Origin of the sequence: Pseudomonas sp. URMO17WK12:I11, from assembly GCF_007677725.1 — a bacterium.
GTDB lineage: Bacteria > Pseudomonadota > Gammaproteobacteria > Pseudomonadales > Pseudomonadaceae > Aquipseudomonas.
This window is the reverse complement of record NZ_VEDF01000011.1, coordinates 1-22278: the sequence shown is the minus strand read 5'-3', so window position 1 is coordinate 22278 and position 22278 is coordinate 1. Positions and strand designations below refer to the sequence as shown.

General features: G+C 61.9%; 26 protein-coding genes and 1 tRNA gene. 14 read left to right on the top strand and 13 right to left on the bottom strand.

Going from position 1 to position 22278, the window contains the following annotated elements; translation table 11 throughout:
• Positions 1-7 precede the first annotated feature (7 nt).
• Positions 8-1165, top strand: a complete 1158-nt coding sequence (locus FS665_RS19270) for an MFS transporter (protein ID WP_145192063.1) — start codon at positions 8-10, stop codon at positions 1163-1165.
• Positions 1162-1698: an oxidase gene (locus FS665_RS19265; RefSeq protein ID WP_145192060.1), complete on the top strand. Its 537-nt coding sequence runs from the start codon at positions 1162-1164 to the stop codon at positions 1696-1698. Before FS665_RS19270 ends, FS665_RS19265 begins: the two co-directional genes overlap by 4 nt.
• Positions 1699-1819: 121 nt before the next feature.
• Here FS665_RS19265 and FS665_RS19260 read toward each other — a convergent pair whose 3' ends face one another.
• Entirely contained in the window at positions 1820-2092 is a 273-nt protein-coding gene (locus FS665_RS19260; protein ID WP_054883680.1) for a DUF3509 domain-containing protein, read from the bottom strand.
• Positions 2093-2361: 269 nt separating this feature from the next.
• On the opposite strand from FS665_RS19260, the gene FS665_RS19255 reads away from it, so the two are divergent.
• On the top strand, positions 2362-2886 hold the full coding sequence (locus tag FS665_RS19255) for an ankyrin repeat domain-containing protein (RefSeq protein WP_145192057.1): 525 nt from the start codon (positions 2362-2364) through the stop codon (positions 2884-2886).
• Between the two features lie 57 nt (positions 2887-2943).
• Positions 2944-3474: a hypothetical protein gene (locus FS665_RS19250; RefSeq protein ID WP_145192054.1), complete on the top strand. Its 531-nt coding sequence runs from the start codon at positions 2944-2946 to the stop codon at positions 3472-3474.
• Between the two features lie 22 nt (positions 3475-3496).
• Here the strand turns inward: FS665_RS19250 and FS665_RS19245 are convergent, their stop codons facing one another.
• Positions 3497-4438: a ZIP family metal transporter gene (locus FS665_RS19245; RefSeq protein ID WP_145192051.1), complete on the bottom strand. Its 942-nt coding sequence runs from the start codon at positions 4436-4438 to the stop codon at positions 3497-3499.
• A gap of 122 nt (positions 4439-4560) precedes the next feature.
• Here FS665_RS19245 and FS665_RS19240 point away from each other — a divergent pair, with 122 nt between their 5' ends.
• The 4 genes from FS665_RS19240 (at position 4561) to FS665_RS19225 (ending at position 7806) form a co-directional block, all read left to right on the top strand.
• Entirely contained in the window at positions 4561-4788 is a 228-nt protein-coding gene (locus FS665_RS19240; protein ID WP_145192048.1) for a PLD nuclease N-terminal domain-containing protein, read from the top strand.
• 105 nt (positions 4789-4893) lie between these two features.
• On the top strand, positions 4894-6948 hold the full coding sequence (locus FS665_RS19235) for an LTA synthase family protein (protein ID WP_145192045.1): 2055 nt from the start codon (positions 4894-4896) through the stop codon (positions 6946-6948).
• 116 nt (positions 6949-7064) lie between these two features.
• Entirely contained in the window at positions 7065-7301 is a 237-nt protein-coding gene (locus FS665_RS19230) for a hypothetical protein (RefSeq protein WP_145192042.1), read from the top strand.
• Between the two features lie 172 nt (positions 7302-7473).
• The gene (locus FS665_RS19225; RefSeq protein WP_145192039.1) at positions 7474-7806 is read left to right on the top strand and encodes a ribonuclease E inhibitor RraB; all 333 of its coding nucleotides are present in this window, start codon (positions 7474-7476) and stop codon (positions 7804-7806) included.
• Positions 7807-7870: 64 nt separating this feature from the next.
• On the opposite strand, the gene FS665_RS19220 is transcribed toward FS665_RS19225, so the two are convergent.
• On the bottom strand, positions 7871-8680 hold the full coding sequence (locus FS665_RS19220; protein WP_145192037.1) for a cytochrome c: 810 nt from the start codon (positions 8678-8680) through the stop codon (positions 7871-7873).
• Positions 8681-9158: 478 nt separating this feature from the next.
• Between FS665_RS19220 and FS665_RS19215 the strand changes: the two genes are divergently transcribed.
• Positions 9159-9893 carry an amidotransferase gene (locus FS665_RS19215; protein ID WP_145192034.1) on the top strand — a complete coding sequence of 245 codons (735 nt, stop codon included), beginning with the start codon at positions 9159-9161 and terminating at the stop codon, positions 9891-9893.
• Between the two features lie 14 nt (positions 9894-9907).
• Here the strand turns inward: FS665_RS19215 and FS665_RS19210 are convergent, their stop codons facing one another.
• The 3 genes from FS665_RS19210 to FS665_RS19200 all read right to left on the bottom strand — a co-directional run bounded on the left by FS665_RS19210 (position 9908) and on the right by FS665_RS19200 (position 12446).
• Positions 9908-10879, bottom strand: coding sequence for a magnesium and cobalt transport protein CorA (locus FS665_RS19210; protein WP_145192031.1), 972 nt, complete (start codon positions 10877-10879; stop codon positions 9908-9910).
• Positions 10880-10942: 63 nt separating this feature from the next.
• Positions 10943-11662: a 1-acyl-sn-glycerol-3-phosphate acyltransferase gene (locus FS665_RS19205; RefSeq protein WP_145192028.1), complete on the bottom strand. Its 720-nt coding sequence runs from the start codon at positions 11660-11662 to the stop codon at positions 10943-10945.
• Between the two features lie 94 nt (positions 11663-11756).
• Entirely contained in the window at positions 11757-12446 is a 690-nt protein-coding gene (locus tag FS665_RS19200; RefSeq protein WP_145192025.1) for a crotonase/enoyl-CoA hydratase family protein, read from the bottom strand.
• Positions 12447-12735: 289 nt separating this feature from the next.
• On the opposite strand from FS665_RS19200, the gene FS665_RS19195 reads away from it, so the two are divergent.
• Positions 12736-12825 (top strand) — tRNA-Ser (locus tag FS665_RS19195).
• Between the two features lie 122 nt (positions 12826-12947).
• On the opposite strand, the gene FS665_RS19190 is transcribed toward FS665_RS19195, so the two are convergent.
• The 3 genes from FS665_RS19190 to FS665_RS19180 all read right to left on the bottom strand — a co-directional run bounded on the left by FS665_RS19190 (position 12948) and on the right by FS665_RS19180 (position 16079).
• Positions 12948-15086, bottom strand: coding sequence for a TonB-dependent siderophore receptor (locus tag FS665_RS19190; protein WP_145192023.1), 2139 nt, complete (start codon positions 15084-15086; stop codon positions 12948-12950).
• Positions 15087-15214: 128 nt separating this feature from the next.
• Positions 15215-15685 (bottom strand): GreA/GreB family elongation factor, encoded by a 471-nt coding sequence (locus FS665_RS19185; protein WP_145192019.1) that lies wholly within the window; start codon positions 15683-15685, stop codon positions 15215-15217.
• Between the two features lies 1 nt (position 15686).
• Positions 15687-16079: a hypothetical protein gene (locus FS665_RS19180; RefSeq protein WP_145192016.1), complete on the bottom strand. Its 393-nt coding sequence runs from the start codon at positions 16077-16079 to the stop codon at positions 15687-15689.
• A 129-nt stretch (positions 16080-16208) separates the two neighbouring features.
• Between FS665_RS19180 and earP the strand changes: the two genes are divergently transcribed.
• Positions 16209-17342 carry an elongation factor P maturation arginine rhamnosyltransferase EarP gene (gene earP, locus FS665_RS19175; RefSeq protein WP_145192013.1) on the top strand — a complete coding sequence of 378 codons (1134 nt, stop codon included), beginning with the start codon at positions 16209-16211 and terminating at the stop codon, positions 17340-17342.
• A 48-nt stretch (positions 17343-17390) separates the two neighbouring features.
• Positions 17391-17960 carry an elongation factor P gene (efp, locus tag FS665_RS19170; RefSeq protein ID WP_013971530.1) on the top strand — a complete coding sequence of 190 codons (570 nt, stop codon included), beginning with the start codon at positions 17391-17393 and terminating at the stop codon, positions 17958-17960.
• 55 nt (positions 17961-18015) lie between these two features.
• Here the strand turns inward: efp and FS665_RS19165 are convergent, their stop codons facing one another.
• The 3 genes from FS665_RS19165 to FS665_RS19155 form a co-directional block, all read right to left on the bottom strand.
• A complete protein-coding gene (locus FS665_RS19165; RefSeq protein ID WP_145192010.1) occupies positions 18016-18444 on the bottom strand; it encodes an organic hydroperoxide resistance protein in 429 nt (142 codons plus the stop codon).
• Positions 18445-18584: 140 nt separating this feature from the next.
• Entirely contained in the window at positions 18585-19040 is a 456-nt protein-coding gene (locus FS665_RS19160; RefSeq protein WP_145192007.1) for a MarR family winged helix-turn-helix transcriptional regulator, read from the bottom strand.
• Between the two features lie 55 nt (positions 19041-19095).
• On the bottom strand, positions 19096-20052 hold the full coding sequence (locus FS665_RS19155; protein WP_145192004.1) for a LysR family transcriptional regulator: 957 nt from the start codon (positions 20050-20052) through the stop codon (positions 19096-19098).
• Positions 20053-20175: 123 nt separating this feature from the next.
• On the opposite strand from FS665_RS19155, the gene FS665_RS19150 reads away from it, so the two are divergent.
• A complete protein-coding gene (locus FS665_RS19150) occupies positions 20176-20925 on the top strand; it encodes a sulfite exporter TauE/SafE family protein (protein WP_145192001.1) in 750 nt (249 codons plus the stop codon).
• A 25-nt stretch (positions 20926-20950) separates the two neighbouring features.
• Here the strand turns inward: FS665_RS19150 and FS665_RS19145 are convergent, their stop codons facing one another.
• The gene (locus FS665_RS19145; protein ID WP_145191997.1) at positions 20951-21802 is read right to left on the bottom strand and encodes a LysR substrate-binding domain-containing protein; all 852 of its coding nucleotides are present in this window, start codon (positions 21800-21802) and stop codon (positions 20951-20953) included.
• Between the two features lie 96 nt (positions 21803-21898).
• On the opposite strand from FS665_RS19145, the gene FS665_RS19140 reads away from it, so the two are divergent.
• Complete coding sequence (locus FS665_RS19140) at positions 21899-22117, top strand: DUF1127 domain-containing protein (protein ID WP_145191994.1); 219 nt, start codon at positions 21899-21901, stop codon at positions 22115-22117.
• Positions 22118-22278: the final 161 nt, after the last annotated feature.

The window sequence follows — 22278 nt, the reverse complement described above, 5'->3', positions numbered from 1 at the left end:
TTTGCCCATGCCTGCGATTCCCTACTGGCGGCTGTCCAGTTTCTACCTGTGCTATTTCGCGCTGCTGGGCGCCACGGCGCCGTTCCTGGCGTTGTATTTCGACCACCTGGGCTTTTCGGCGGCACGCATCGGCGAGCTGGTGGCCATCCCCATGCTGATGCGCTGCGTCGCGCCCAACCTGTGGGGCTGGCTCGGCGACCGCAGCGGTCAGCGCCTGTTGATCGTGCGCCTGGGCGCATTGGCCACCCTGGCGAGCTTTTCGCTGATCTTCTTCGGCACGAGCTACGCCTGGCTGGCGCTGGTCATGGCGCTGCACGCCTTCTTTTGGCATGCCGTACTGCCGCAGTTCGAAGTCATCACCCTGGCTCACCTGCATGGCCAGACGTCGCGCTACAGCCAGGTGCGGCTATGGGGCTCGATCGGCTTCATCATTACCGTGGTCGGGCTCGGGCGGCTGTTCGAATGGTTGAGCCTGGACATCTACCCGGTCGCGCTGGTGACCGTGATGGCCGCTATCGTCGCCGCCAGCCTGTGGGTACCTAACGCACACCCCGTCGAGCATGTCGAGCGGCCGGCGGCCGGCGGCTTTTTGCGCCAACTGGGCGCTCCGGGGGTGCTGGCGTTCTATGTGTGCGTGGCGTTGATGCAGCTGAGCCACGGGCCTTACTACACGTTTCTCACCCTGCACCTCGAGCATTTGGGCTACAGCCGGGGAGCCATCGGCCTGCTGTGGGCATTGGGCGTGGTTGCCGAAGTGCTGATGTTCATGCTCATGGGCCGGGTATTCGCCCGCTTCAGCGTGCAATCGGTATTGCTGGTCAGCTTCCTGCTGGCGGCATTGCGCTGGTTGCTGTTGGGCAATCTGGCCGATGAGCCGGTGGTGCTGATTGTCGCCCAGGTGCTGCACGCAGCCACCTTCGGTTGTTTCCACGCCGCAAGCATCGCCTTCGTCCAGTCCAGCTTCGGCGCGCGCCAGCAAGGGCAGGGGCAGGCGCTGTATGCCGCGCTGTCCGGCACCGGCGGCGCGCTGGGCGCGCTGTATTCAGGGTATAGCTGGAAACAGCTGGGGCCGGCCTTCACCTTTGGTATGGCCAGTGCCGCAGCGCTGGCTGCAGCCGTTATCATTGCCACTTGTTTGATTGCCACCAGGACCCGTAGCCGATGAGCATCCTTTGCGTTTTTCATGCGTCCAGCCCGGGCTTGCCGAACAAGGTGCTTACGCACCTGGACGACATCGCCAATACCCTGGCCCAGGCTGGCTTGACCTTCAGCCACACGCCGATCGAACTGCGCGTGCGTCCCGGCGGCAGCGACGCGCACGTGCTCGATGCCTGTCGCGTGCATCTTGACCAGCTGATGGACAGGCACGGGAGCGCGGCCTGCAGGCTAATCAACCGTGACGGTGTCGATGCTGCACAGGCGGATCTGCGCGCCGAGCACGTCATCGCCAGCGACGAGGTATTCGCGGTGGTCACGGGGCGTGCGCAACTGGCAGTGCGAGTGGAGGATTGGGTGTATGCGGTAGTGTGCGAGAAGGGCGATCAGCTGCTGGTGCCAGCAGGCGCTAGGCGTTGGATCGAGCTAGGGGATAACCCGTTCTGTGTGGCGGTGCGCTTGACCAAGGATGAGCAGGGCGCTCAACTGACGTTCACGGGCGATGAATCAGCCCGGTTGTTTGCCGGAATCGATGAGTTTTAGTGTCTGACCGGGCCCTTCACGGGTAAGTCAGCTCCTACGCAGGTACCCCGCCATCCCTATGGGCACTGCAGTATCTGTGTAGGAGTTGATTCACATCGCGAAAGGCCGGTACAGACAAAACTCAGCGGTAGGTCGGCAACGCGAAACGCTGCTGGCTTTGCAACATCGAAATAACGGGCAGCTCGCTGGCCTGTTCAGCCAGGTCCCGGCGGATTGCACTGATAGCCCAGGACAGCTGCTCGGCGCTGTGCAGTTGTCCATAGGTCAGCACGCGGCGAGTGACTTTGCCATCGGCGGCGCGCAGGGTCAGCAGTACGCCACCATCAGGGCGAGGCTGGGTGGCGACTTGGTAGGCCGGGAACACCGAGACGAATTTTTCCTGGATGAGGTCCATATCAACTCCTGACTGTTAGGTTGGCAGACATGAGTGGATAGTTGCAGCGACCGTGCCAAAAATGGCGATCCGGGAAAACCCTTTAAAATCAGGTGGTTGAGAGAATTTTCAGAACCCCTTGCCGTGCAGCCTGCAAGGTCGTGCAATTTGCACAGTGCAATTTGCACGGGTCAGGCGTTTGTCTATCAGGCCCATAGATTCGGAACCTTTGACGGCAATGGCATGCCTGACAAAGACTTGGGCAACATTTACTACCAGGAGGTTCCCTCATGTCCGCACAACCCGCCGCCGTCGCCATGACCGAAGATGAAGCCGCAGCCTTTGCCGATCAAGTCTTCGAGCGTGCCCGCCAAGGCGATGCCCAGATGCTTGAACGCCTGCTGGACAGCGGACTGCCCGCCAACCTGCGCAACCACAAGGGCGACACCCTGCTGATGCTGGCCAGCTACCATGGCCACCACCAGGCCGTGCAGGTACTGCTGGCGCATGGGGCCGATCCCTTGATTGCCAACGACAATGGCCAGTTGCCGATCGCCGGCGCCGCCTTCAAGGGCGATATGGCGATGATTCGCTTGCTGCTCGACAGTGGCGTGCCGGTCGATGCGGCTGCTGAGGACGGGCGCACGGCATTGATGCTGGCGGCGATGTTCAACCGCCTCGAAATCCTCGACTATCTGCTGGACCAGGGCGCTGACCCAGCGCGCCAGGACGCGCGCGGTGCCACGGCGCTGATGGCGGCGCAGACCATGGGCGCGGTCGATGCGGCAGCTCGCCTGCAAGCGCTGGCCGGCTAACGGTTCGGGGGCTTTTGCGGCTATCCTTGGCGACTTTTCCGCGCCGCAGGCCCCTTCATGAAAATCCAGTTGCTCGAATTCATTCGCCTCATCGGCGCCGGTTGCATGCGCGATGAGGAGATCGAGCGCATCGCCGAGGAAGCCGCCCAGGCCTACGCCGATCCGGCCGCTTTCCTCGCCGCCAATCCTGATATCAACTACGACGACAGCTTCCCGATACCCCTCGGTGAATGGGTGGTGCTTGGCAGCTTGCCCGATACCGTGGTGTTTCAGGCCGACAGCTACCAAGAGCTGTTCCAGCACATCAGCGAGTCCTTCGACAAGAGCGTGCCGTTCACCCTCAAGCCCAAGCAGCTGGCGCGCACCGAGCCTTTGACCGCTCTCAACCGCATCCAGGTGCAGATGGGCGCGTTGAACAAGGAGGCGGGCGGCTACGTGCTGCTCAATTTCAGCCAGCTATTGGACGACGAACTGCAAATGGTCATGGTCGGTCAGCAGGATCTGCAGCGTGTCCTGGACCTGGGCGCAGAGCTCGGTATCAAGGTCGAACCGGCACTGGAAGCGCTCAAGGTCGCGGTGCACGTCTGAGCTGCGGGCCTGCCTGTCACCCTCAGCCCAGCGCGGTGTCGAGAAACATCATCACCGCAAAGCCACCCATCAAGCCCAAGGTCGCCGACGTCTGGTGGCCATGGCGGTGGGTTTCCGGGATCACCTCGTGGGACACCACGAAGATCATCGCACCGGCCGCCAGGCCCATGCTGATGGGGTAGGCGAGGGCAAAGCCGGTCGAGATGCCCAAGCCGATCACCGCGCCCAGCGGCTCCATCAACCCGGAGCCCACCGCCACCAGTGCAGCTTTCAGGTTCGACAAGCCGGTCGCGCGCAACGCCAGTGCCACGGCCAGGCCTTCTGGAATGTCCTGAATGGCAATGGCGCTGGTCAGCGGCAGGCCAATGTTCATGTCGCCATTGGCGAAACTGACGCCGATCGCCATGCCCTCGGGCAGGTTGTGCAAGGTGATTGCCAAGACGAACAACCAGACCCGGTTGATGCGCTCGGCATCCGGCCCACAAGGCCCGGTGCTTTCATGCTCGTGAGGGGTGAAACGGTCCAGGCCGAGCATCAGCAACACGCCAAGGCCCATGCCCAGTACCACCGTGAATGCAGCGCCAGGGCCGCTGCCGGTGATCTCCCGGGCGGCATCCAGGCCCGGCAGAATCAGCGAAAACGAGCTGGCCGCCAGCATCATGCCGGCAGCGAAGCCCAGCATGACGTCCTGGCTGCGCGTACTGACGTCGCGCAGTACCACGGCAAGCCCGGCCCCCAGCGCAGTCGCCGCGAAGCCCGACAGCCCGCCCAGCAGCGCCAGGTGCAAGTTGTCGGCATGATCGCCGTTCACCGCGTTCCAGAAGCTCGCTACCAGCAGCACCAGCACCGCCAGCAGGCTGGCCCCCAGGCCCGCGCTGAGCCAGGGCGTGCTGCGCATCTGCTGGCGCCAGGCGCTGCGCATGGAAGAGGGTGGGACGGCGCTGTCGGTGTGGGCGGGGGGCATGTAAACCTCGAATTCATGAATGCGACCAGTTTATTCAGTGACCGGTGGGTGTGGCCAAGGATTCCCTTCTATTGGTTCGATAGACGCGTATGCTGCCAAGCCTTTCATGGAGGAGCTGGCGAATGAGCGCTGCATTCAACGACCTGGTTGGCCTGGCGCTGCTGGGCTTGAGCCTGTGGGCGATCTACAACGTGTTGCGCAGCGCTGCCACGGCGGTCGTCAAGACGCTATGGGTGCTGCTGATCGCACTGCTGCCCGTGCTCGGGGTGATCATCTGGGCCATCGCCGGCCCGCGCTGCACCGCGGGCGCCCGGGGGGCGGGCTCGACAAAATCAGCAACAGGGTCGTGACAAAATTTTCACATTGGTTTAAAGAGAATCCGCACCCGCACAATGCTGCGCTGGGTAACGCCCGGCGCCCTCTTAGCAACCCGCAATCCTAGGACTTCCTCTTTCATGGCTAACACGGATGCCTTGAAGCAACAGGGCGCGCGAGCTTTCACGCCGACCTTGAAATCGCACCTGGCCTACACGCTGCTTTGCGCCCTGGTGATCATGTTGATGCTGAGCCTGGTGCGCCTCGCGCTGCTGGCCTACAACAGCGACATGATCGGCGAGACCCCCTATTCGACGGTTGCCGAGGGCTTGCTCAACGGCCTGCGTTTCGACCTGCGGGTGGTGGTGTACCTGAGCATTCCCTTGCTGCTGGCCATCCTCAGCCCCTGGCTGATGGCGCGGCGCGGCCTGTTCCGCTTCTGGCTGACGCTTACTTCCAGCGTGGTGATGTTCCTCGGCCTGATGGAGATGGACTTCTACCGTGAATTTCACCAGCGCCTGAACGGCCTGGTGTTCCAGTACATCAAGGAAGACCCGAAGACCGTGCTGAGCATGCTCTGGTATGGCTTCCCGGTGGTGCGCTACCTGTTGGCATGGGCCTTCGGCACCTGGTTGCTGAGCCTGCTGTTCAAGGGTATCGACCGCGCCACCCGCAGCATTGGCCAGCGCCCGGTGGCGCCATGGTACAACCGCCTGGCGGTGTTCATGGTGATCCTGCTGGTGGCCGTGGTCGCCGCCCGTGGCACCTTGCGTCAAGGCCCGCCCATGCGCTGGGGCGATGCCTTCACCACCGACTCCAACTTCGTCAACCAGCTGGGCCTGAATGGCACCCTCACGCTGATCGACGCCGCCAAGAGCCGCTTCGGTGAAGACCGCGCCAACATCTGGAAGCCGGTACTGGAGCAGGCGCTGGCCACCGATACCGTGCGCAAGCAGCTGTTGACCGCCCACGATACCTTGGTCGATGCCGATGAAGCCGCCGTGCGCCGCGACTTCCTGCCGCCAGCCGAGCGGACGCTGCCGATCAAGAACGTTGTAGTCATCCTCATGGAAAGCTTCGCCGGCCACTCGGTGGGTGCGTTGGGCAGCCCGAACAACATCACCCCGTACTTCGACAAACTGGCCAAGGAAGGGCTGCTGTTCGACCGCTTCTTCTCCAATGGCACCCATACCCATCAGGGTATGTTCGCCACCATGGCCTGCTTCCCCAACCTGCCCGGCTTCGAGTACCTGATGCAGACCCCAGAGGGCGGCCACAAGCTGTCTGGCCTGCCGGCACTGCTCGGTGCGCGCGACTATGACGATGTGTATGTCTATAACGGCGACTTCGCCTGGGACAACCAGTCTGGTTTCTTCGGCAACCAGGGCATGACCACCTTCATCGGTCGTAACGACTTCGTCAATCCGGTGTTCTCCGACCCGACCTGGGGCGTGTCCGACCAGGACATGTTCGACCGCGGTAACGAAGAACTCGCCAAGCACGATGGCAAGAAGCCGATCTACGCGCTGTTGCAGACCTTGTCGAACCACACTCCTTACGCCCTGCCGGCTGACCTGCCGGTGGAGAAAGTCACCGGCCAGGGCCGCCTCGATGAACACCTGACGGCCATGCGCTATTCCGACTGGGCCTTGGGGCAGTTCTTCGAGAAGGCGCGCAAGGAGCCCTATTTCAAGGACACCTTGTTCGTCATCGTCGGTGACCACGGCTTTGGCAACCACCAGCAAGTCACCGAACTGGACCTGGGCCGCTTCAACGTGCCGCTGCTGCTGATCGCCCCCGGTATTCAGGAAAAATTCGGTGCCATCAACCACACCGTGGGCACCCAGGTCGATATCGTGCCGACCATCATGGGCCGTCTGGGTGGCCAAGCCCGCCATCAGTGCTGGGGCCGCGACCTGCTCAACCTGCCGCAAGGCGATCAGGGCGTGGGCATGATCAAGCCGTCTGGCAGCGAGCAGATCGTCGGCCTGGTCAAGGGTGATCAGTTGCTCATCGAGTCCAAGGACATGAGTCCGCGTCTGTATCGCTACCAACTGGGCCGCGAGTTCAAGGCCGAACTCATCGAAAGCCCAGAGCAGCCACAGATGCTGCAGCAGCTCGAGGCGTTCATTCAGACCGCGACCAAGAGCCTGCTCGACAACACTGCCGGTGTAGTGCACGGCATGCCTAAATGAAGAACGACGAAGGGCCGCACTGCGGCCCTTTGACTTAATGAACAATCGCCGAGGGCCAAGGTCAGCTTTAACAGGCACTACATACCTGTTGTTCCTTGATCGAGAGGGCGCGTTCGATGAAAGAGTGGGAAGTCATCTTTGCTGATCCGAAAGGCGTGCCAACGTCGTTGCTTTTGCATGCGGAGCACTGCCCCAGCGAGGAAGACGCTGCGCGGGCAATACGAACTCATCTGTTTCCGGTAATGGACGAGCTGGATCTCAACGACTTTCAGGACCGCACGGTTTCGCCCACGGCGCGTTGGCTCAAGGAGCACAGCGGCGTGACCATCACGACCATTCAGGAGGCGCCCTGACACACCCCTTGGCGTAGCCCCATCGCAGGCGCTACGCTTGTAAGGCGCGGGCCTTGTCTGCCAGCCTGCGCTGTCTTTGTTCGCGTCTTGCATCAGCTCGGACTGCCAGGGGTACTGGCAGGTGCGTAGTGCACGGAAAGTCTATCCATTGTTTTATTCGGGAGGACGATTCATGAGCAGCCAAAGCGACGATATCAGCAGCAATGTGCTGCGCCAGATGAAAGCGGGTGGTTTTGACTTCACCCGCATCCACCCCATCGAGTTCTATGCGGTATTTCCAGACGAAGCCGCCGCCAGGCGGGCTGCCGGGGAGTTCGTGGGCGAATCGCTCAATGCGCAGGTCCACGAAATGGACGATGGCGCCTGGCACCTGGAGTTGAGCAAGGTGATGTTCGCTACCTACGGCGGCATCGGCGACTTCGAGGAAGCCTTCGAGCAAGTGGTTTCGCCCCATGGCGGTGAGGTCGAAGGCTGGGGCGTCAAACAGGAGCGCATAATGGCCTAGGCCATTCACAGGCCTGCACTGCTGCTTGGGTGCAGGATGCGCAAAGGGGGCTGCTTGGCAGCCCTCATTTTTTTGCCGGTCTAAGGCCTGCCATATGGCTCAGGTAGCCCAGCAAGGCGTCCAGTTGCTCATCGCTCAATACCGCTTCGGCAAACCCTGGCATACGCGCCTGCGGCCAATGGCGCAGGCTTTGCGGGTCGCGGATGTATTGGCGCAAGTACTGCGGCTGAAAGTACTCAGTAGGGTTGTGCGGCACGTTCAGGTCCGGGCCGAACTGCGCATCCCCTGCGCCATTCAATCGATGGCACACCAGACAATTTTGCTGGAACAGGGCAAAGCCCTGGCGCACCGGGCTCTCAGCAGGTAGCTGCGGATCGGGCAACAGCGCTGGAAAGCGCTGCTCGACCGGTGCCAGGCGGCGGATAGTGCTGATCTGAAACGGCCACTGCTCTGGTCGGATGCCGCTTGCCTGCGGATCGGTCCATACCAGGTAGAAGGGCCCGGCGCTAGGTTTGCCCTTGGCCAATGCCGGCCACGGCTTGGCCGGGTCTTCCACGGCAAGCCATGCGCGCGCAGGCCCATTCTGCAGCAATGGCCCCGCCGGCATTTCTGCCGCGAAGCCGTCCAGGGCCACCCCCTGCAAATGGTCGCTCGGCTGCACCCCTTGCAGCAGCGCCGAGACGGGCACGGCGCGGTAGTGCATGCTGCGTTTGTACGACACATCGTGCGCGATGGCGATGTCGCGGGCCTGAGGATGCTCGAGCAACGCTTGACTGGACCACTGCCGGGCGCCGTTACCCAGTTCCAGGTTCAACTGCGCCGCCAACGGTGATTGGCTCAGCAGCAGCGCCATCAGGGCGATGCATCGACGCATGGGGCATTCTCCGCACATGAAAATGCGCAGGTTAACCCAAGCGTGGCCAGGAGCGTCAGCCGAACAGGCGTGTGAGGTTGGGCAGAATCAACAGCAACGTGGTTGCGAAGAGAATCAGCCCGGCTTGGCGAATTTTCGATTGTCTGAACATGGCGGACCGCCTTTTTGTTGTTATTCCTGAATACCCGGTGGCTTCCTTGTCGGGTCTGCTTGCCTCATGTATGTGGATATAAACCACTCAAGCGGCCAGCGTCTTCCTGGGTCGAGAACGCTTTGTACTAAAAACCTAAATATCAATTGCGATGGGTTATTAAGCCCGTTGGCGCCATGCTCACATGCTCTGCCTAGACGCCTGGCGTGCCGCTGAACCAACCCAGGCAAAATGTGACCGTTCGTCAGTGCACCCTACTTGCTTGTACGTGTCTTTCGCGTCAGGCTCTATAGCTGATTTCCACTCACGTCGTTCAGGACTATCCCTATGTCGTTACGCATCTGCATCCTTGAGACCGATGTCCTGCGACCGGAGTTGACCGCGCAGTACCAGGGCTACGGCAGGATGTTCGAGCAGCTCTTCGCGCGTCAGCCGATCGCAGCCGAGTTCCGTGTATTCAACGTCATGAATGGCGTTTACCCGCCCGAGGGCGAGCGCTTCGACGCCTATCTTGTGACTGGCAGCAAGGCTGATTCGTTCGGTGACGACCCCTGGATCCAGACCCTCAAGGCGTATCTGCTCAAGCTCTATCAGCGTGGCGAAAAACTGCTGGGCGTGTGCTTCGGTCACCAGTTGCTGGCCTTGACCCTCGGTGGCAAGGCCGAGCGTGCCGAGCAGGGCTGGGGCGTGGGCACCCACCGCTACACCCTTACCGCACATGCACCCTGGATGGACCCCGAGGTAGGCGAGCTGACCTTGCTGATCAGCCACCAGGACCAGGTGACCGAGGTGCCTGCCGGCGCTACCGTGATAGCGTCGAGCGAGTTCTGCCCCAACGCTGCGTACTACATCGCCGATCAGGTGCTGTGCTTCCAGGGGCACCCGGAATTCGTCAACGACTACTCACGGGCACTGCTCGATGCGCGCCAGCAGTACCTGGGCGATGAGGTCTACCAGAAAGCCATTGCCAGCCTTGCCACCGAGCACCAGGGCGACCTAGTCGGCGAATGGATGCTGCGTTTCATCCAGCAGCCAAGCAAGGCTCGCGACAGCGCCGCCTGATTGCGCAAGGGCTGCTAGAGCCAGCCAGACTTCTTGAAGCTGGCGTACAAGCCAGCGCAGCCCAAGCCGATCACCCCGAGCACGGCATAGTAGCCGTAGTGCCAGCCAAGCTCGGGCATGTTCTGGAAGTTCATCCCGTAGATACCGGCAATTGCCGTGGGAAACGCCAGGATCGCCGCCCAGGCGGCGAACTTGCGTTGCACGATGCTCTGCCGCGAAGCTTCCAGCAGCATGCCGATTTCGATGGTCTGGCTGGCGATGTCGCGAATGCCGGACAAGTCTTCCATCTGCCGTGTGACGTGGATCTGCACATCGCGAAAGTACGGGCGCATGTTCTTGTCGATGAACGGAAAGCTCAGGCGCTGCAGCTCCTCACTTACCTCCACCATCGGCGCCACGTAGCGACGCAGGCGCAGAATGTCCCGGCGCAGGCTGTGCAGGCGCTGGATGTCTGCCTCTTGCAGCGAGTTGCTCAGCACGCTCTGTTCGAGCGCTTCGATTTCGCTGTGGATCGCTTCGCTGACCGGCTGGTAGTTCTCGGTGACGAAATCGAGCAGGGCATACAGCACGAAATCTTCGCCATGTTCGAGCAGCAGCGGCCGCGCCTCGCAGCGTTGGCGCACCAGCGCATAGGACTTGGAGTGGCCGTTGCGGCAGGTGATGACGTAGCCGTTGCCGGCGAAGATATGGGTTTCGATGAACTCCAGCTTGCCCTCGAGGCGCACCGGAGAATAGGTGACGATGAACAGCGCGTCGCCGAATGTCTCGAGTTTGGGCCGGCTGTGTTTTTCCAGGGCATCCTCGATGGCCAGCTCATGCAGATTGAACTGACACTGCAGGGTGGCCAGCTCCTCGGCGTTGGGTTCCTCCAGGCCGATCCACACGAAATGGCCGGGCTTGCACGCCCATTCACGGCCCTCGTCGATGCTGATGTTGGTCACTTTCCTGCCTGCGGCGTACACCGCCGATGCCACGACTCGACCCATGGTTATCCACTTGTTCGGTTGTACTCGCTGTACAGCTTGGGCCGAAGCGGCCAGCAGAGCAACCTAGCGCTGCTGCAGTTCGTTTTCCATGCGGTCGATGCACTGTTGCATTTGCGCGCGGCACTGCTCGATCAAGGCCGGCAGGTCCTGTTGGCTGAGCCCTTGGGTAGCGATCGGCGGCAGCGAGCGGACGATCACGGTGCGCCGTCGCCAGCTGTTCAGGCTCATGCGTCGGGCATAGCGGCTGACACATACCGGCACGATCGGCACGCCGGCTTCAATGGCCATGTGGAACGCGCCTTTCTTGAAGGCCAGCAGTTGCTCGCCCGGGTTGCGCGTGCCCTCGGGAAAGATCCAGATCGAGGTGTCGTTGCGCAGGGTGCGCGTGGTGGTTTGCAGGGCCTTGCGCGCCTGGTAGGCATTCTTGCGATCGATCAGCACGTTGCCGCCCAGCCAGAACAGCTGCCCGAACAGCGGGATCCAGCCCAGGCTCTTCTTGCCGATGGCCACCGTGCGCGGCGGTACCACATGGCCAAGAATGAAAAGATCGAAATTCGATTGATGGTTGGCGACGATCACACAGCCGGGCGGCTGATCCCACAGTGGGCCGACCTGTGCCTTGACCTTGATACGCATCAGCCAGGTAGCCGGCACGCTGTACAGGCGCGCGAACACGCGGCTGTTGTCAGGGTTGAACGGGCGCAACAGGCCGATCACCAGGCCCACCAATCCGACCAGGATGAAGTGCAGACCCAGCAGAAACATACGAAGCACATAAAGCATGGTACGACTCACACCAGACAGTCGCCGGCCAGTGTACGGCTGTGCACTGGTTGGGGCAAACCTTGGCGTGAGCCGTCATGGCGGCGTGGCCGGGTCAGCCCATGTAGCCCTGATCGAGCGCGATGGCCTCGTCCAGTGCATCGAGCAGCGCCTTGCGCACCTTGAGTTTGGTGTTCTTGTGCGCTTGCATGTTCAGCTTCTTGAGTTCGTGGGCGATGTCGTGGGCAGCGTCGAGCAGTTGCTCGGCGGGCACCACTTTGTCGAGGAAGCCGGCCTTGAGCGCTTCTTTGGGCTCGAACATCTCGGCGTTGATCACCGAGCGCTGGAAGGCCGAACGGCGCAGGCGGTCACGGGCCAGCTCAATACCGGCGTGGTGCATGGTCATGCCGATCTGCACCTCGTTCAGGCCGATCTTGTATGGCCCTTCGACGCCGATACGGTAATCGGCCGACAGCAGCAGGAAGGCCCCTTTGGCCACGGCGTGGCCTGGGCAGGCAATGACCACCGGGAAGGGATGCGCAAGCAGACGGCGGGCCAGGGTCGAGCCGGCGGTCACCAGGGCGACTGCTTCCTTCGGGCCAGAGGTCATGACTTTCAGGTCGTAGCCACCGGAAAGGATGCCGGGCTGGCCAGTGATGACGACCACCGCGCGCTCTTGAGTGGCGCGATCCAGGGCGGCGTTGAAGGCGCTGATGACATCGGGCGAGATGGCATTGACCTTGCCGTTGTTCAAGGTCAGCGTGGCGATGCCGTCTTCGGCGTGGTAGGAGATCAAGTCGCTCATGGCAAAATCCTTTGGGTGGCGTGGCGCTGACGTTACCCAGCACGGCCGGCCAGGTAAAGCAGCAAGACTGACTACTCGGTCAGCCGGCCGGCGCTATGCTGCGCCAGGTCTAGGGCAGGGCGGCTGCCTGGGTAAAAGCGCTGGCGAGAATGGCAGCATTGCCTTGGCCATCGTCACATTTCGTCAGGATGGCTTAAATACATGAAAAAACTAAAAAAAATGCTTGCCAAAGAAAAGCCCTTCCACTAAATTAGCGCGCCTCGACAGGGTGAATGCCTTGAAGAGAAACGGTGAAGTGTCCGAGTGGTCGAAGGAGCACGCCTGGAAAGTGTGTATACGAGAAATCGTATCAAGGGTTCAAATCCCTTCTTCACCGCCACATTCTGCGAAAGCCCCCGCGCTGAAAAGCTCGGGGGCTTTTTGCTTTCAGCGCAGCCTGTCCATGTCGCCAGCGCACGGCCGATGCCGCTTTGCGCGCTGGCGCCAGGGCTTATGCGCTCGCTAGAAACTCACCGACGCCGACAGGCGCGCCGTACGCGGTGCGCCTTGGAACAAGTAGTTGTCTCCCAGGTAATCGCCTACGTCGCGCCAGTAGCGTTTGTCGAAAACATTGTCGACGGTCAGCCGCAGCACCGTTTGGTAGCCACCTACCTGCGTGGTGTAGCGGCTGCCCAGGTCGAACACCGTATAACCGCCCACCTGCACAGTGCCGGCCTGGCTGGCGTACTTGCTGGCGCTGTAGCGTGCGCTAGCGAGCAGCGCCAGCCCCGGTAGCGGCAGGGCATAGTCGGCATGCAATGCCGCCCTGAGCCGCGGCACATTAATGGCCTGATGGCCTTCGTAAGCGTCGGTGCCGCTGTTTTGCACCCGAGCACGTATCGCCGCGGCGCTGGCGTGGATCTGCAGGTCGGGCGTCAACCAGCCGGTGGCGCCCAGCTCCAGCCCGAGGTTCTTTTGTTGGCCCTGCTGCACATAGGTGAAGCTGCCTGCGCCATCGGGACGCGCGTATTGATACTCTTGGCGGATCTGGAACAACGCGGCGTTGAAGCTCAGGCCCTGCCAGTCACGCTTGATGCCCAGCTCCAACTGGTGCGACAGCGTCGGGGCGAGGATGTCAGCGGCATTGCTGGTGTACCACGGCGCCGTCGCGCCGGCGGACAGCCCCTTGGCGTAGCTGGCGTACAGCGTAGTGTCCAGGTCGGGCTTGAACATCAGCGCCGCGTTGGGCAGCAACTGATACTGACGAGTATGTCGCCCAGGCTCGCCGGTCTCGTCCCAGGTTCGCTCGTCCAGGCGCACTTCGCGGGCGCCCCATACAGCCTGCCAGTGTTCGTCGAAGGTGATCCGATCGCTGAAAAACAAGCCGTACTGGCGGCTGTCCAAGCGCTTCTGACTGGCGCCGATCGGCTCGTCCGATGGCGCTGCGAAAGGTGCGCCGGCGTCTATGTTGCCGCTGCCGACCAGCACGTTGTAATAAGGCCGCTGGTCTAGGGTGCGGCGTTGGGCGCTGGCGCCCAGGATCAGTTCATGCTGCACACCCAGGGCGGTGAAGCGGCCGTTGAGCAAGGCCTGGGTTTCATCGGTGCGGCGGGTGTCGTCGGGGCTACGAAAGTCATAGATGTCGTGATCGCCGGCAGCGCTGAAATGCGCTTGCATGCCGTTTTCGCTGCCCCAGGCGAATGCACTGTAGTCGTCGATCACCACCTTGCTGCGCGAGGCGCTCAGGGTGCCGGTCCAGGCCTCGTCGAAGCGGTACTCAAAGCGCCCGCCAAGGTTCAGCGCATCGTTCTGCACAGGCTTGGCCCAGGGTTGGTACGCCAGGCGGTCGCTCGGGTCGATGCCATGCGGCAACGCGCTGCCAGCCAGCAATTGATAGCCCGGCACCGAACGTTGTTCACGGTGCTGGTATTCGGCGTCCAGCTGCAGGCTGGCTGCCGCGCTCAGCTGCCAGTCGAATGCCAGCGACGCGAAGTCGCGCGTGCCATCGGCATGGTCGACATACGAGCGTATGTCTTCGTGGGCGAGATTCGCGCGCAGGCCAAACTGGCGTTCGCTACCGAACCAGCCGCCCAGGTCGGTGGCCAGGTAGCGCTCGCCCTGGGCATTGCTCGCCAGCGTCACGCTGCGTACGTCAGCGGCGCGCTTGGTGACATAGTTGATCAACCCGCCCGGCTCCGACACACCGCTTTGCAGGCCGGACAGGCCTTTGAGCAGTTCGACCTGCTGCTTGTTTTCAAGCGCCACGTTCTGCTCGCCGGCGATGGTCTGGCCGTTGATGCGATAGCTGCTGGCAGCGTTCAGTTCGAAGCCGCGCACGTTGAAGTTCTCGTAATAGCCAACTGGCGCGTAGCTTTCGCCCACCGAGGCATCGCTTTGCAGCACTTCACTGAGCAAGCGCACCTGACGGTCTTCAAGTAGCTGCTGACTGAATACGCTTACCGAGGCGGGGGTGTCGAGCAGTGTTGCAGGCGCAAAGCCGCCGACCGAGGCTTCTTTTGCCGCGTAGCCGTCGCTGGCCAAGATATCGGACACCTGCACGGGGGCGAGCTCCACGTGGGTGTCTGCCCAGCCTTGCAGGCTGTGCAGTGCCAGGCCCAGGCTGAGCAGGCTCAGGGGCAGGTGGGGGCGAAGCAGGGGCATGCCGAGGTGTCCTTGGACGAAACCTATTCAGCGACCCGTGCGCTGCGGGCACGCTTGGCTCACGGCAAGGGCGAAACAGGCTGATAAAAAGGGGGCGCCATCCTAGCATGTCGCCCGTTATCAGGCGCTCAGGCAATGGCGACGATAAAGAAGATCTGCGCGCCCAGGCTTACCTCATCGTCAACCCGTCTACCCAGCAGCTGTTGGCCCAAGGGGGCACGCGGGGTGATCACGGTAACCTGCTGCGCACCCTCATCGATCTTCAGCCCAGCCGCCTCTGGCCCTACGAAGAACAAGCGCCGTGCACCGTGCTCATCTTCAAGGGTCACCAGACTGCTCACCTGCACGCCCCGCGCCGGGTCGTAGTCGCGAAGCAGCAGTTGCTGGTAAGTCAGCAGCGCTTGACGAATTTCCGCAGTGCGCCGAGCTTGGCCGGTGGCCAGGTAGGAGGCTTCCAGGCCTAAGGTGTCGTACTTGTTTTCGGCAATGTTCTCTTCGGCTGTAGCGGCCTCATAGGCGGTTTGCGCTGCTCGTTGCAGCACCTGCATGTCGCTTTGGAGTGTGGCGACGATGCGTCCGAGCAATAGCACCTTGTCCATGTCAGTAACAGAACTCCAACACGTTGGCCTGGCTCTTGTCGGTCGGCGCCGTGCGGTTCTGCGCGAGCCAGAACTGGCACTTGGGATTGTTGAGGTGGCGCGGATTGCCTTGCGCGGCGTCAGCGGCCTGCTGCGATTGCTGTTGCTGCAGAATGTCCTTGTAGCGCTCGAACATCTCGCCCTGGGCATCGCCGGGCGGGGCGGCGGGCGGCGTTGGTTGGCTCAGCGCAGGTGCCAGCGCCTGGGCGACCGGGGCGACTTGCGCAGGCCACAAATGCAGCGCCAGCCACAGGCTCAGGGCAATCGCCATCGCACCGAGCCACAGGCCCAGCGCCACGCAGATGATCAGTTGCAGGGGTTTGAGCGTTACCTTCAGTTCACGACGGCGGATCATGACGCCTCCTGGCAGGGCGGGCAGGGTAGTCATTGTCGCATGGCCCCGGCCTGTTTTCCGTGCGATGCTTTCGTCCGCGCCGATTTATCCGCAGAATCCGCGACTTTTCCCAGGACAAGGCAGGGCCACATGAAAACCACTTGGGACATTTTTTGCAACGTCGTCGACAACTACGGCGACATCGGTGTGACCTGGCGCCTGGCCCGCCAGTTGGTCGCCGAGCATGGGCTGGCCGTGCGCCTGTGGGTCGACGACCTGAATGCCTTCGTGCCACTGTGCCCAGGTGCTCAACACGATGCCGCGCGGCAATGGCAGCAGGGCGTGGAGGTGCGCGCGTGGCCTGGCCAATGGCAGCCGGTCGAGCCTGCCGATGTGGTGATTGCTGCGTTCGCCTGCCAATTGCCTGCGGCGTATGTCGAAGCCATGCGCACCCGGCGGTCACCCGTGCTGTGGCTGAACCTTGAGTACCTCAGTGCCGAGGATTGGGTGCAGGGCTGCCACGGCTTGCCGTCCCCCCAGGCCAACGGCCTGCGCAAGGTGTTTTTCTTTCCAGGGTTTACCGAGCAAACCGGCGGCCTGCTGCGTGAGGCCAGTCTGCTGCAGCAGCGCCAGGCGTTCGAGCAGTCGACTCAGGCGCGCACGGCGTTTTTGCAGAGTCTGAGCGTCCATCCGCAGCCTGGCGCGTTGTTGATTTCCCTGTTCGCCTACGAAAACAGCCAGCTCGGCAGCTGGCTCGACGCGTTGGTCGAGGAGCCCAGCCCGGTGCATCTGCTGGTTCCTCAGGGGCGCATTGTCGGGCAGCTGGGTGAGTGGCTGGGGGAGCGGCAACTGCAACCTGGGGCGCTGCATCGGCGCGGTGCATTGACGGTACAGATCCTCCCGTTCGTCAGCCAGGAGGCTTATGATCGGCTGTTGTGGAGCTGTGACTTCAACGCCGTGCGCGGTGAAGATTCCTTCGTGCGTGCGCAGTGGGCGGCGCGACCGATGCTGTGGCACATCTACGTTCAGGATGAAAACGCCCACTGGGAAAAGCTCGAAGCGTTCGTCGGCCTTTACCGACACGGCCTGTCGGACGCGGCCAGCGACGCCTTGGTGGCGTTGTGGCGCGCCTGGAACATGGATCGCGACATGGCCCAAGCCTGGCAAGGCGCCCGTAAACATTGGCCGGAACTGCAGCGGCATGCGCGCGATTGGGCTGCCCGCCAGGCCGCTCAGCCGGACCTTGCCAAGGCGCTGGTACAGTTTTACCGAAATTGGCTATGATATGCGGCCTCGATTTTTATAAATCCATCCAGATTCGGATACTTCGTAATGAAAACTGGTAAAGAACTGAAACCCGGTACCGTACTGCGGATCGACAATGACCCGTGGCTGGTTCAAAAAGCCGAGTTCACCAAATCGGGTCGCAACAGCGCGATCATGAAGACCAAGCTGAAAAACCTGCTGACCGGCTACAAGACTGAAACCGTCTACGGTGCAGACGATAAGCTGGACGACGTGATCCTGGATCGCAAAGAAGCGACCCTGTCGTTCATCAATGGTGATGAATACACCTTCATGGACACCACCGACTACACCATGTACGAACTGAACGCCGAGGACATCGAAGCCGTTCTGCCGTACATCGAAGAAGGCATGGAAGACGTCTGCGAAGCGGTCTTCTTCGAAGGCCGTCTGGTATCGGTTGAACTGCCGACCACCATCAGCCGTCAGGTCGTCTACACCGAGAACGCTGCACGTGGCGACACCTCGGGCAAGGTCATGAAGCCTGCCAAGCTGAAGAACGGTACCGAAATCTCGGTTGCCGACTTCATCCAGATCGACGAGTGGATCGACATCGACACTCGCGACAACAGCTTCAAGGGCCGTTCCAAGAAGTAAGCTTCTTGCAGAACGCAAAAAACCCGGCACATGCCGGGTTTTTTTATACCTGTGATTACACGGTCACGTGCAGGCGCACATCGACGTTGCCGCGGGTGGCGTTGGAGTACGGGCAGACCTGGTGGGCCTTTTCGACCAGGCTCTGGGCATCAGCCTGCGCCAGGCCGGGCAGGTTGATGTGCAGGTCGATATCCAGACCGAAACCGCCCGGGATCTGGCCAATGCCGACCTTGGCAGTGATCGACGAGTCGGCGGGCAGGGTTTTTTTCTCCTGACCGGCGACGAATTTCAGCGCGCCAATGAAGCAAGCCGAGTAGCCAGCGGCGAACAGTTGCTCAGGGTTGGTGCCCTCGCCGCCGACGCCGCCCAGCTCCTTCGGGGTGCTCAGCCTGGCGTCGAGCTTGCCATCGCTGGAGCGTGATTTGCCGTCGCGACCGCCAGTGGAGGTGGCTTCTGCGATGTACAGCGGAGTGACCTTTTGCATCTTGAGCCTCGCTAGTGTGCTGTGCGCCCCCGGGATCGGGTGGCGTCAAGTGGGTACGGAATCTAAGTTAGCGCGCTATTATTTTGCGCGCAAGATAAATTTCAACCGTTGGTCCGAACGAGCATCACACAGCGTAGCCCCTACAAGTTTTTTTGCAGGCTTTCGCGCAGTTCCAACAGGTCAGCCTGCAGGTGTTGCAGGCGTTCAAGGCTGCGCCCACTGGCCTTGAGTATGCAGGGCGGGACCTTTTTCGCCTGGTCTTGCAGCGCTCGGCCTTTGTCGGTCAGTTGCACCAGCACCACACGTTCGTCTTCACGGCTGCGGTTGCGCTGCAGCAGGCCTTCGCTCTCAAGGCGTTTGAGCAGTGGGGTGAGCGACCCTGGGTCGGTTAATAGATGCTGGCTGATTTCACCCACGGTGAGGCCATCCTGTTCCCACAGCACCAGCATCGCCAGGTACTGGGGGTAGGTCAGGCCCAGTGCCTGGAGCAGGGGCTTGTACACCTTGGTCATCAATAACGAGGTCGAATGCAGGGCGAAGCAGACCTGGTTGTCCAGCAGCAGCTCGTCACAGGAAGCGTGGATAGTGGCGTTCATGCAGGTCCTTGAATGTCATCAATGGAGAAATCTAGCATGCTTAAGGTTAGTGCGCTCAATTCCAGCGCAGCTCACTTCGCAAAGCCTGATCCCATGGTGGCACCGGGCTGAAGCGGCTCTTGAGAAATTCGAGCAGCAAACGACTGCGAGAGTTCGTTTCATGTTCAAGGCGCAACGCATAAATGCCGCTACTCTCGGCGGGCGGCAGGCCGTTGTCGCAGAAAAGCGCTAGCAGTTCACCGCGCAGCAGGTAGTCGCTGATCAGCCAAGTGGGCAAATGGGCGATACCCAGGCCGGCCAGGGCCCCGAACAACAAGGCCTCTGCATTGTTGGCAGTCATGCGCATGCGTGATGGACGATACAGCCGCACGCCGTTTTCGAGCGCAAAGCGCCAGGCGAACGGCGGCGCCAACCCGTCCCAGTCCAGGCCATCATGTTGCGGCAGTTCGCTGGGGCAGGCAGGCACCCCGCGGCTGGCCAGATAGGCCGGGCTGGCGCAGGCGATGCGCACCATGTACGCCAGCGGCGTGGCGACCAGGCGCGTATCGGCGAGTGGCCCTGCGCGCAACACCAGGTCCACCTCGCCGAGGTGGCTACCGTGCAGGTCGACGAAGCTGTCGATCAGGCGCAGTTGTACGTCCAGGCCAGGGTAAGCCACCAGGAAATCGGCGATGGCCGGCGCCAGATGGCGTCGCCCGAAGGCAGCCGGAGCGTCGATGCGTATCAGTCCTTCGGGTGCACTGCTCAGTGATACCGCCTCGGCGCGGGCCAGGCGCAGCTCTTCAACGATACGTCGGGCACGCTCGGCGAACGCCTTGCCGGCCGGCGTTGGCCGTACGGCATGCGTGCTGCGGGTGAACAGGCGGCTGCCCAGGGCGCTTTCGAGATTGTCGATCCGCCGCGCGACCGCAGAGGGGGTCAGTGGATAGCGGCGCGCGGCGGCCGAGAAGCTGCCGCTTTCAAGTACATCGAGGAACAGGCGCAGTTGGTCGGTCAGGGTGTCGGGGCTCATGGCGGGCCTTGCAGAGATGCTGGTTGTGCGTCAAGCGCATAGCCATTGTGCGTTGCTGTGCGTTTCGCTGCCAGCCGTGGTTGGTTAGCATGCGTGCAATTAAATTGGCTGGGTGGACCCCTGATGATCGAGTGGTTGCTGTATATCGTACTGGGCGCGGGCCTGGGCACGATGGGTGGGTTGTTCGGCATTGGCGGCGGGCTGATAGCCATCCCAGCCCTGGGTGTGTTGTTCGGTCTTGACCAGCAGCTGGCCCAGGGGACGGCGCTGGTGATGGTGGTACCTAACGTGCTGCTGGCGCTATGGCGTTACCATCAGCGCAACCGCATTGCCTTGCGCCATGCCGTGCCGCTGTCGTTGTGCAGCTTTGTCTTTGCCTGGCTGGGGTCGATCTGGGCGGTTGGCCTGGACGCCCACGCCATGCGCCTGGGTTTCGTCGGGTTCCTGGTGGCATTGGCAGTCTGGAACGTGCTGCGCATGTTCCTCAGGGCCTCGCCGCCCACTGCCGAGATGCGCTATGCCTGGCCGTGGCTAGGCGTGCTGGGAAGCTTCGCCGGCACCCTGGGTGGGTTGTTCGGGGTGGGTGGGGCTGTGGTGGCCACGCCGATTCTGACCAGTGTGTTCGGTACCACGCAGGTGGTGGCGCAAGGTCTGTCGCTGGCCCTGGCTGCACCAAGTACGGCGGTGACGTTGTTCACTTACGGCGTGCACCATAGTGTTGATTGGGCGATCGGCATCCCACTGGCGATTGGTGGCTTGCTGAGCATCAGCTGGGGCGTGAAGCTGGCCCACGCGCTGCCGGAGAAGGCGCTGCGGGCGCTGTTCTGTGTATTTCTGGTGGTGTGTGCGGTGATGCTGGGCTTCGAACTGTAGCTCGCACGCCAGTCTGGCTGCTCCCTCACTGAAAGCCTTGGGCGATATAGTCGGCCATGGCGTCGATGATCGGAGACTGGCTGTGGCGGTTGCGCAGCAGCATGACGTTGGCCACCGGTAGCTGTGGCAGGCCGTCCTGTTCGCCAAGGATGCGCAGGTTGCCGCTGATCAGGCTCTGCAACTGCGCCGTCACCGCCAGGCCGGCGCCGACGATAGCGAAGATTGCGGCAATGCTGGGGCTTGTGTAGGCGGTGCGATAGTCGATGCCCTGAGCTTCGAGGGCGTTGCAGGTCCAGGCACGGCAGAAGCAGTCGGTGTTGAACAGCGCCAGGGGCATGGGCCGTTGTTCATGTGGGCAAAAGCCTTCGGCAGCGGCCCATACCATGCGTTCCTGTCGTAACAGCTGGCCGACTTCGTTGCCAGGCTCGCGGGTCACGATGGTCAGGTCGAGGTCTTGGCGTTGCATCAGGTACTTGGAAGATTCGCAGTGCACTTCGACCTGCACGAGAGGGTAGGCCTGGGCGAAGCTTGAGAGAATGGTGGGCAGATAACGCATGGCGTAGTCATCGGGGGTGCCAACCCGCACCACGCCGACCATGTGTGGCATGCGCAGGGTATTGAAGACTTCGCCATGCAATTTGAGAATGCGCCGCGCGTAGCCCAGCAGTACTTGGCCTTCGGCAGTCAGGCGCACCTGGCGGCCATCGCGTTCGAAGAGTTGGCGCTGGAGGATGTCTTCTTCCAGGCGTTTCATTTGCATGCTCACGGCCGACTGGGTGCGGTTGACGATTTCGCCGGCACGGGTGAAACCGCCTTGTTCGGCGATGGCGACGAAGGTGCGAAGCACGTCGGGGTCGAGGCTTTGGTACTGTGACATTGCATCAATCTCCGAGATGCATTGCATAAGAAACATTCGTTGGATTGATCTTAAGCCTGGGCAGAGACTGAAGCCATCGATACGGAGGGCTTCACGATGAAAGGTCAGGTTAGTGGCTTGCAGCAATCCACCATCAACTTCACTCACTTTTGGCAGCAGCTGGCGCGGCGGCCAGCGCGCTGGATTGAGTTGTATCGGCAGCGGCGGCAGTTGGCGAGTATCAGCGATGCCATGCTGCAGGATTTGGGTTTGAGCCGTGCGGATATCCTGCAGGAGACTGAGCGGCATTTTTGGGATGATCCATTGGCAAAATAATCTGAGCAGAGCGCTTTGCTTCTGCTTCTGCGCTTTGCTTTTGCTTCTAAGCGCGCGGAGGTTCAGACAACGCGAAACGCGACCTCAGGAGGCCGAACGTAGGCGTCTGGAGGGCCCAGGGTGCGTAGCACCCCCGACGGCGTAGCCGGAGGACGCGAGCT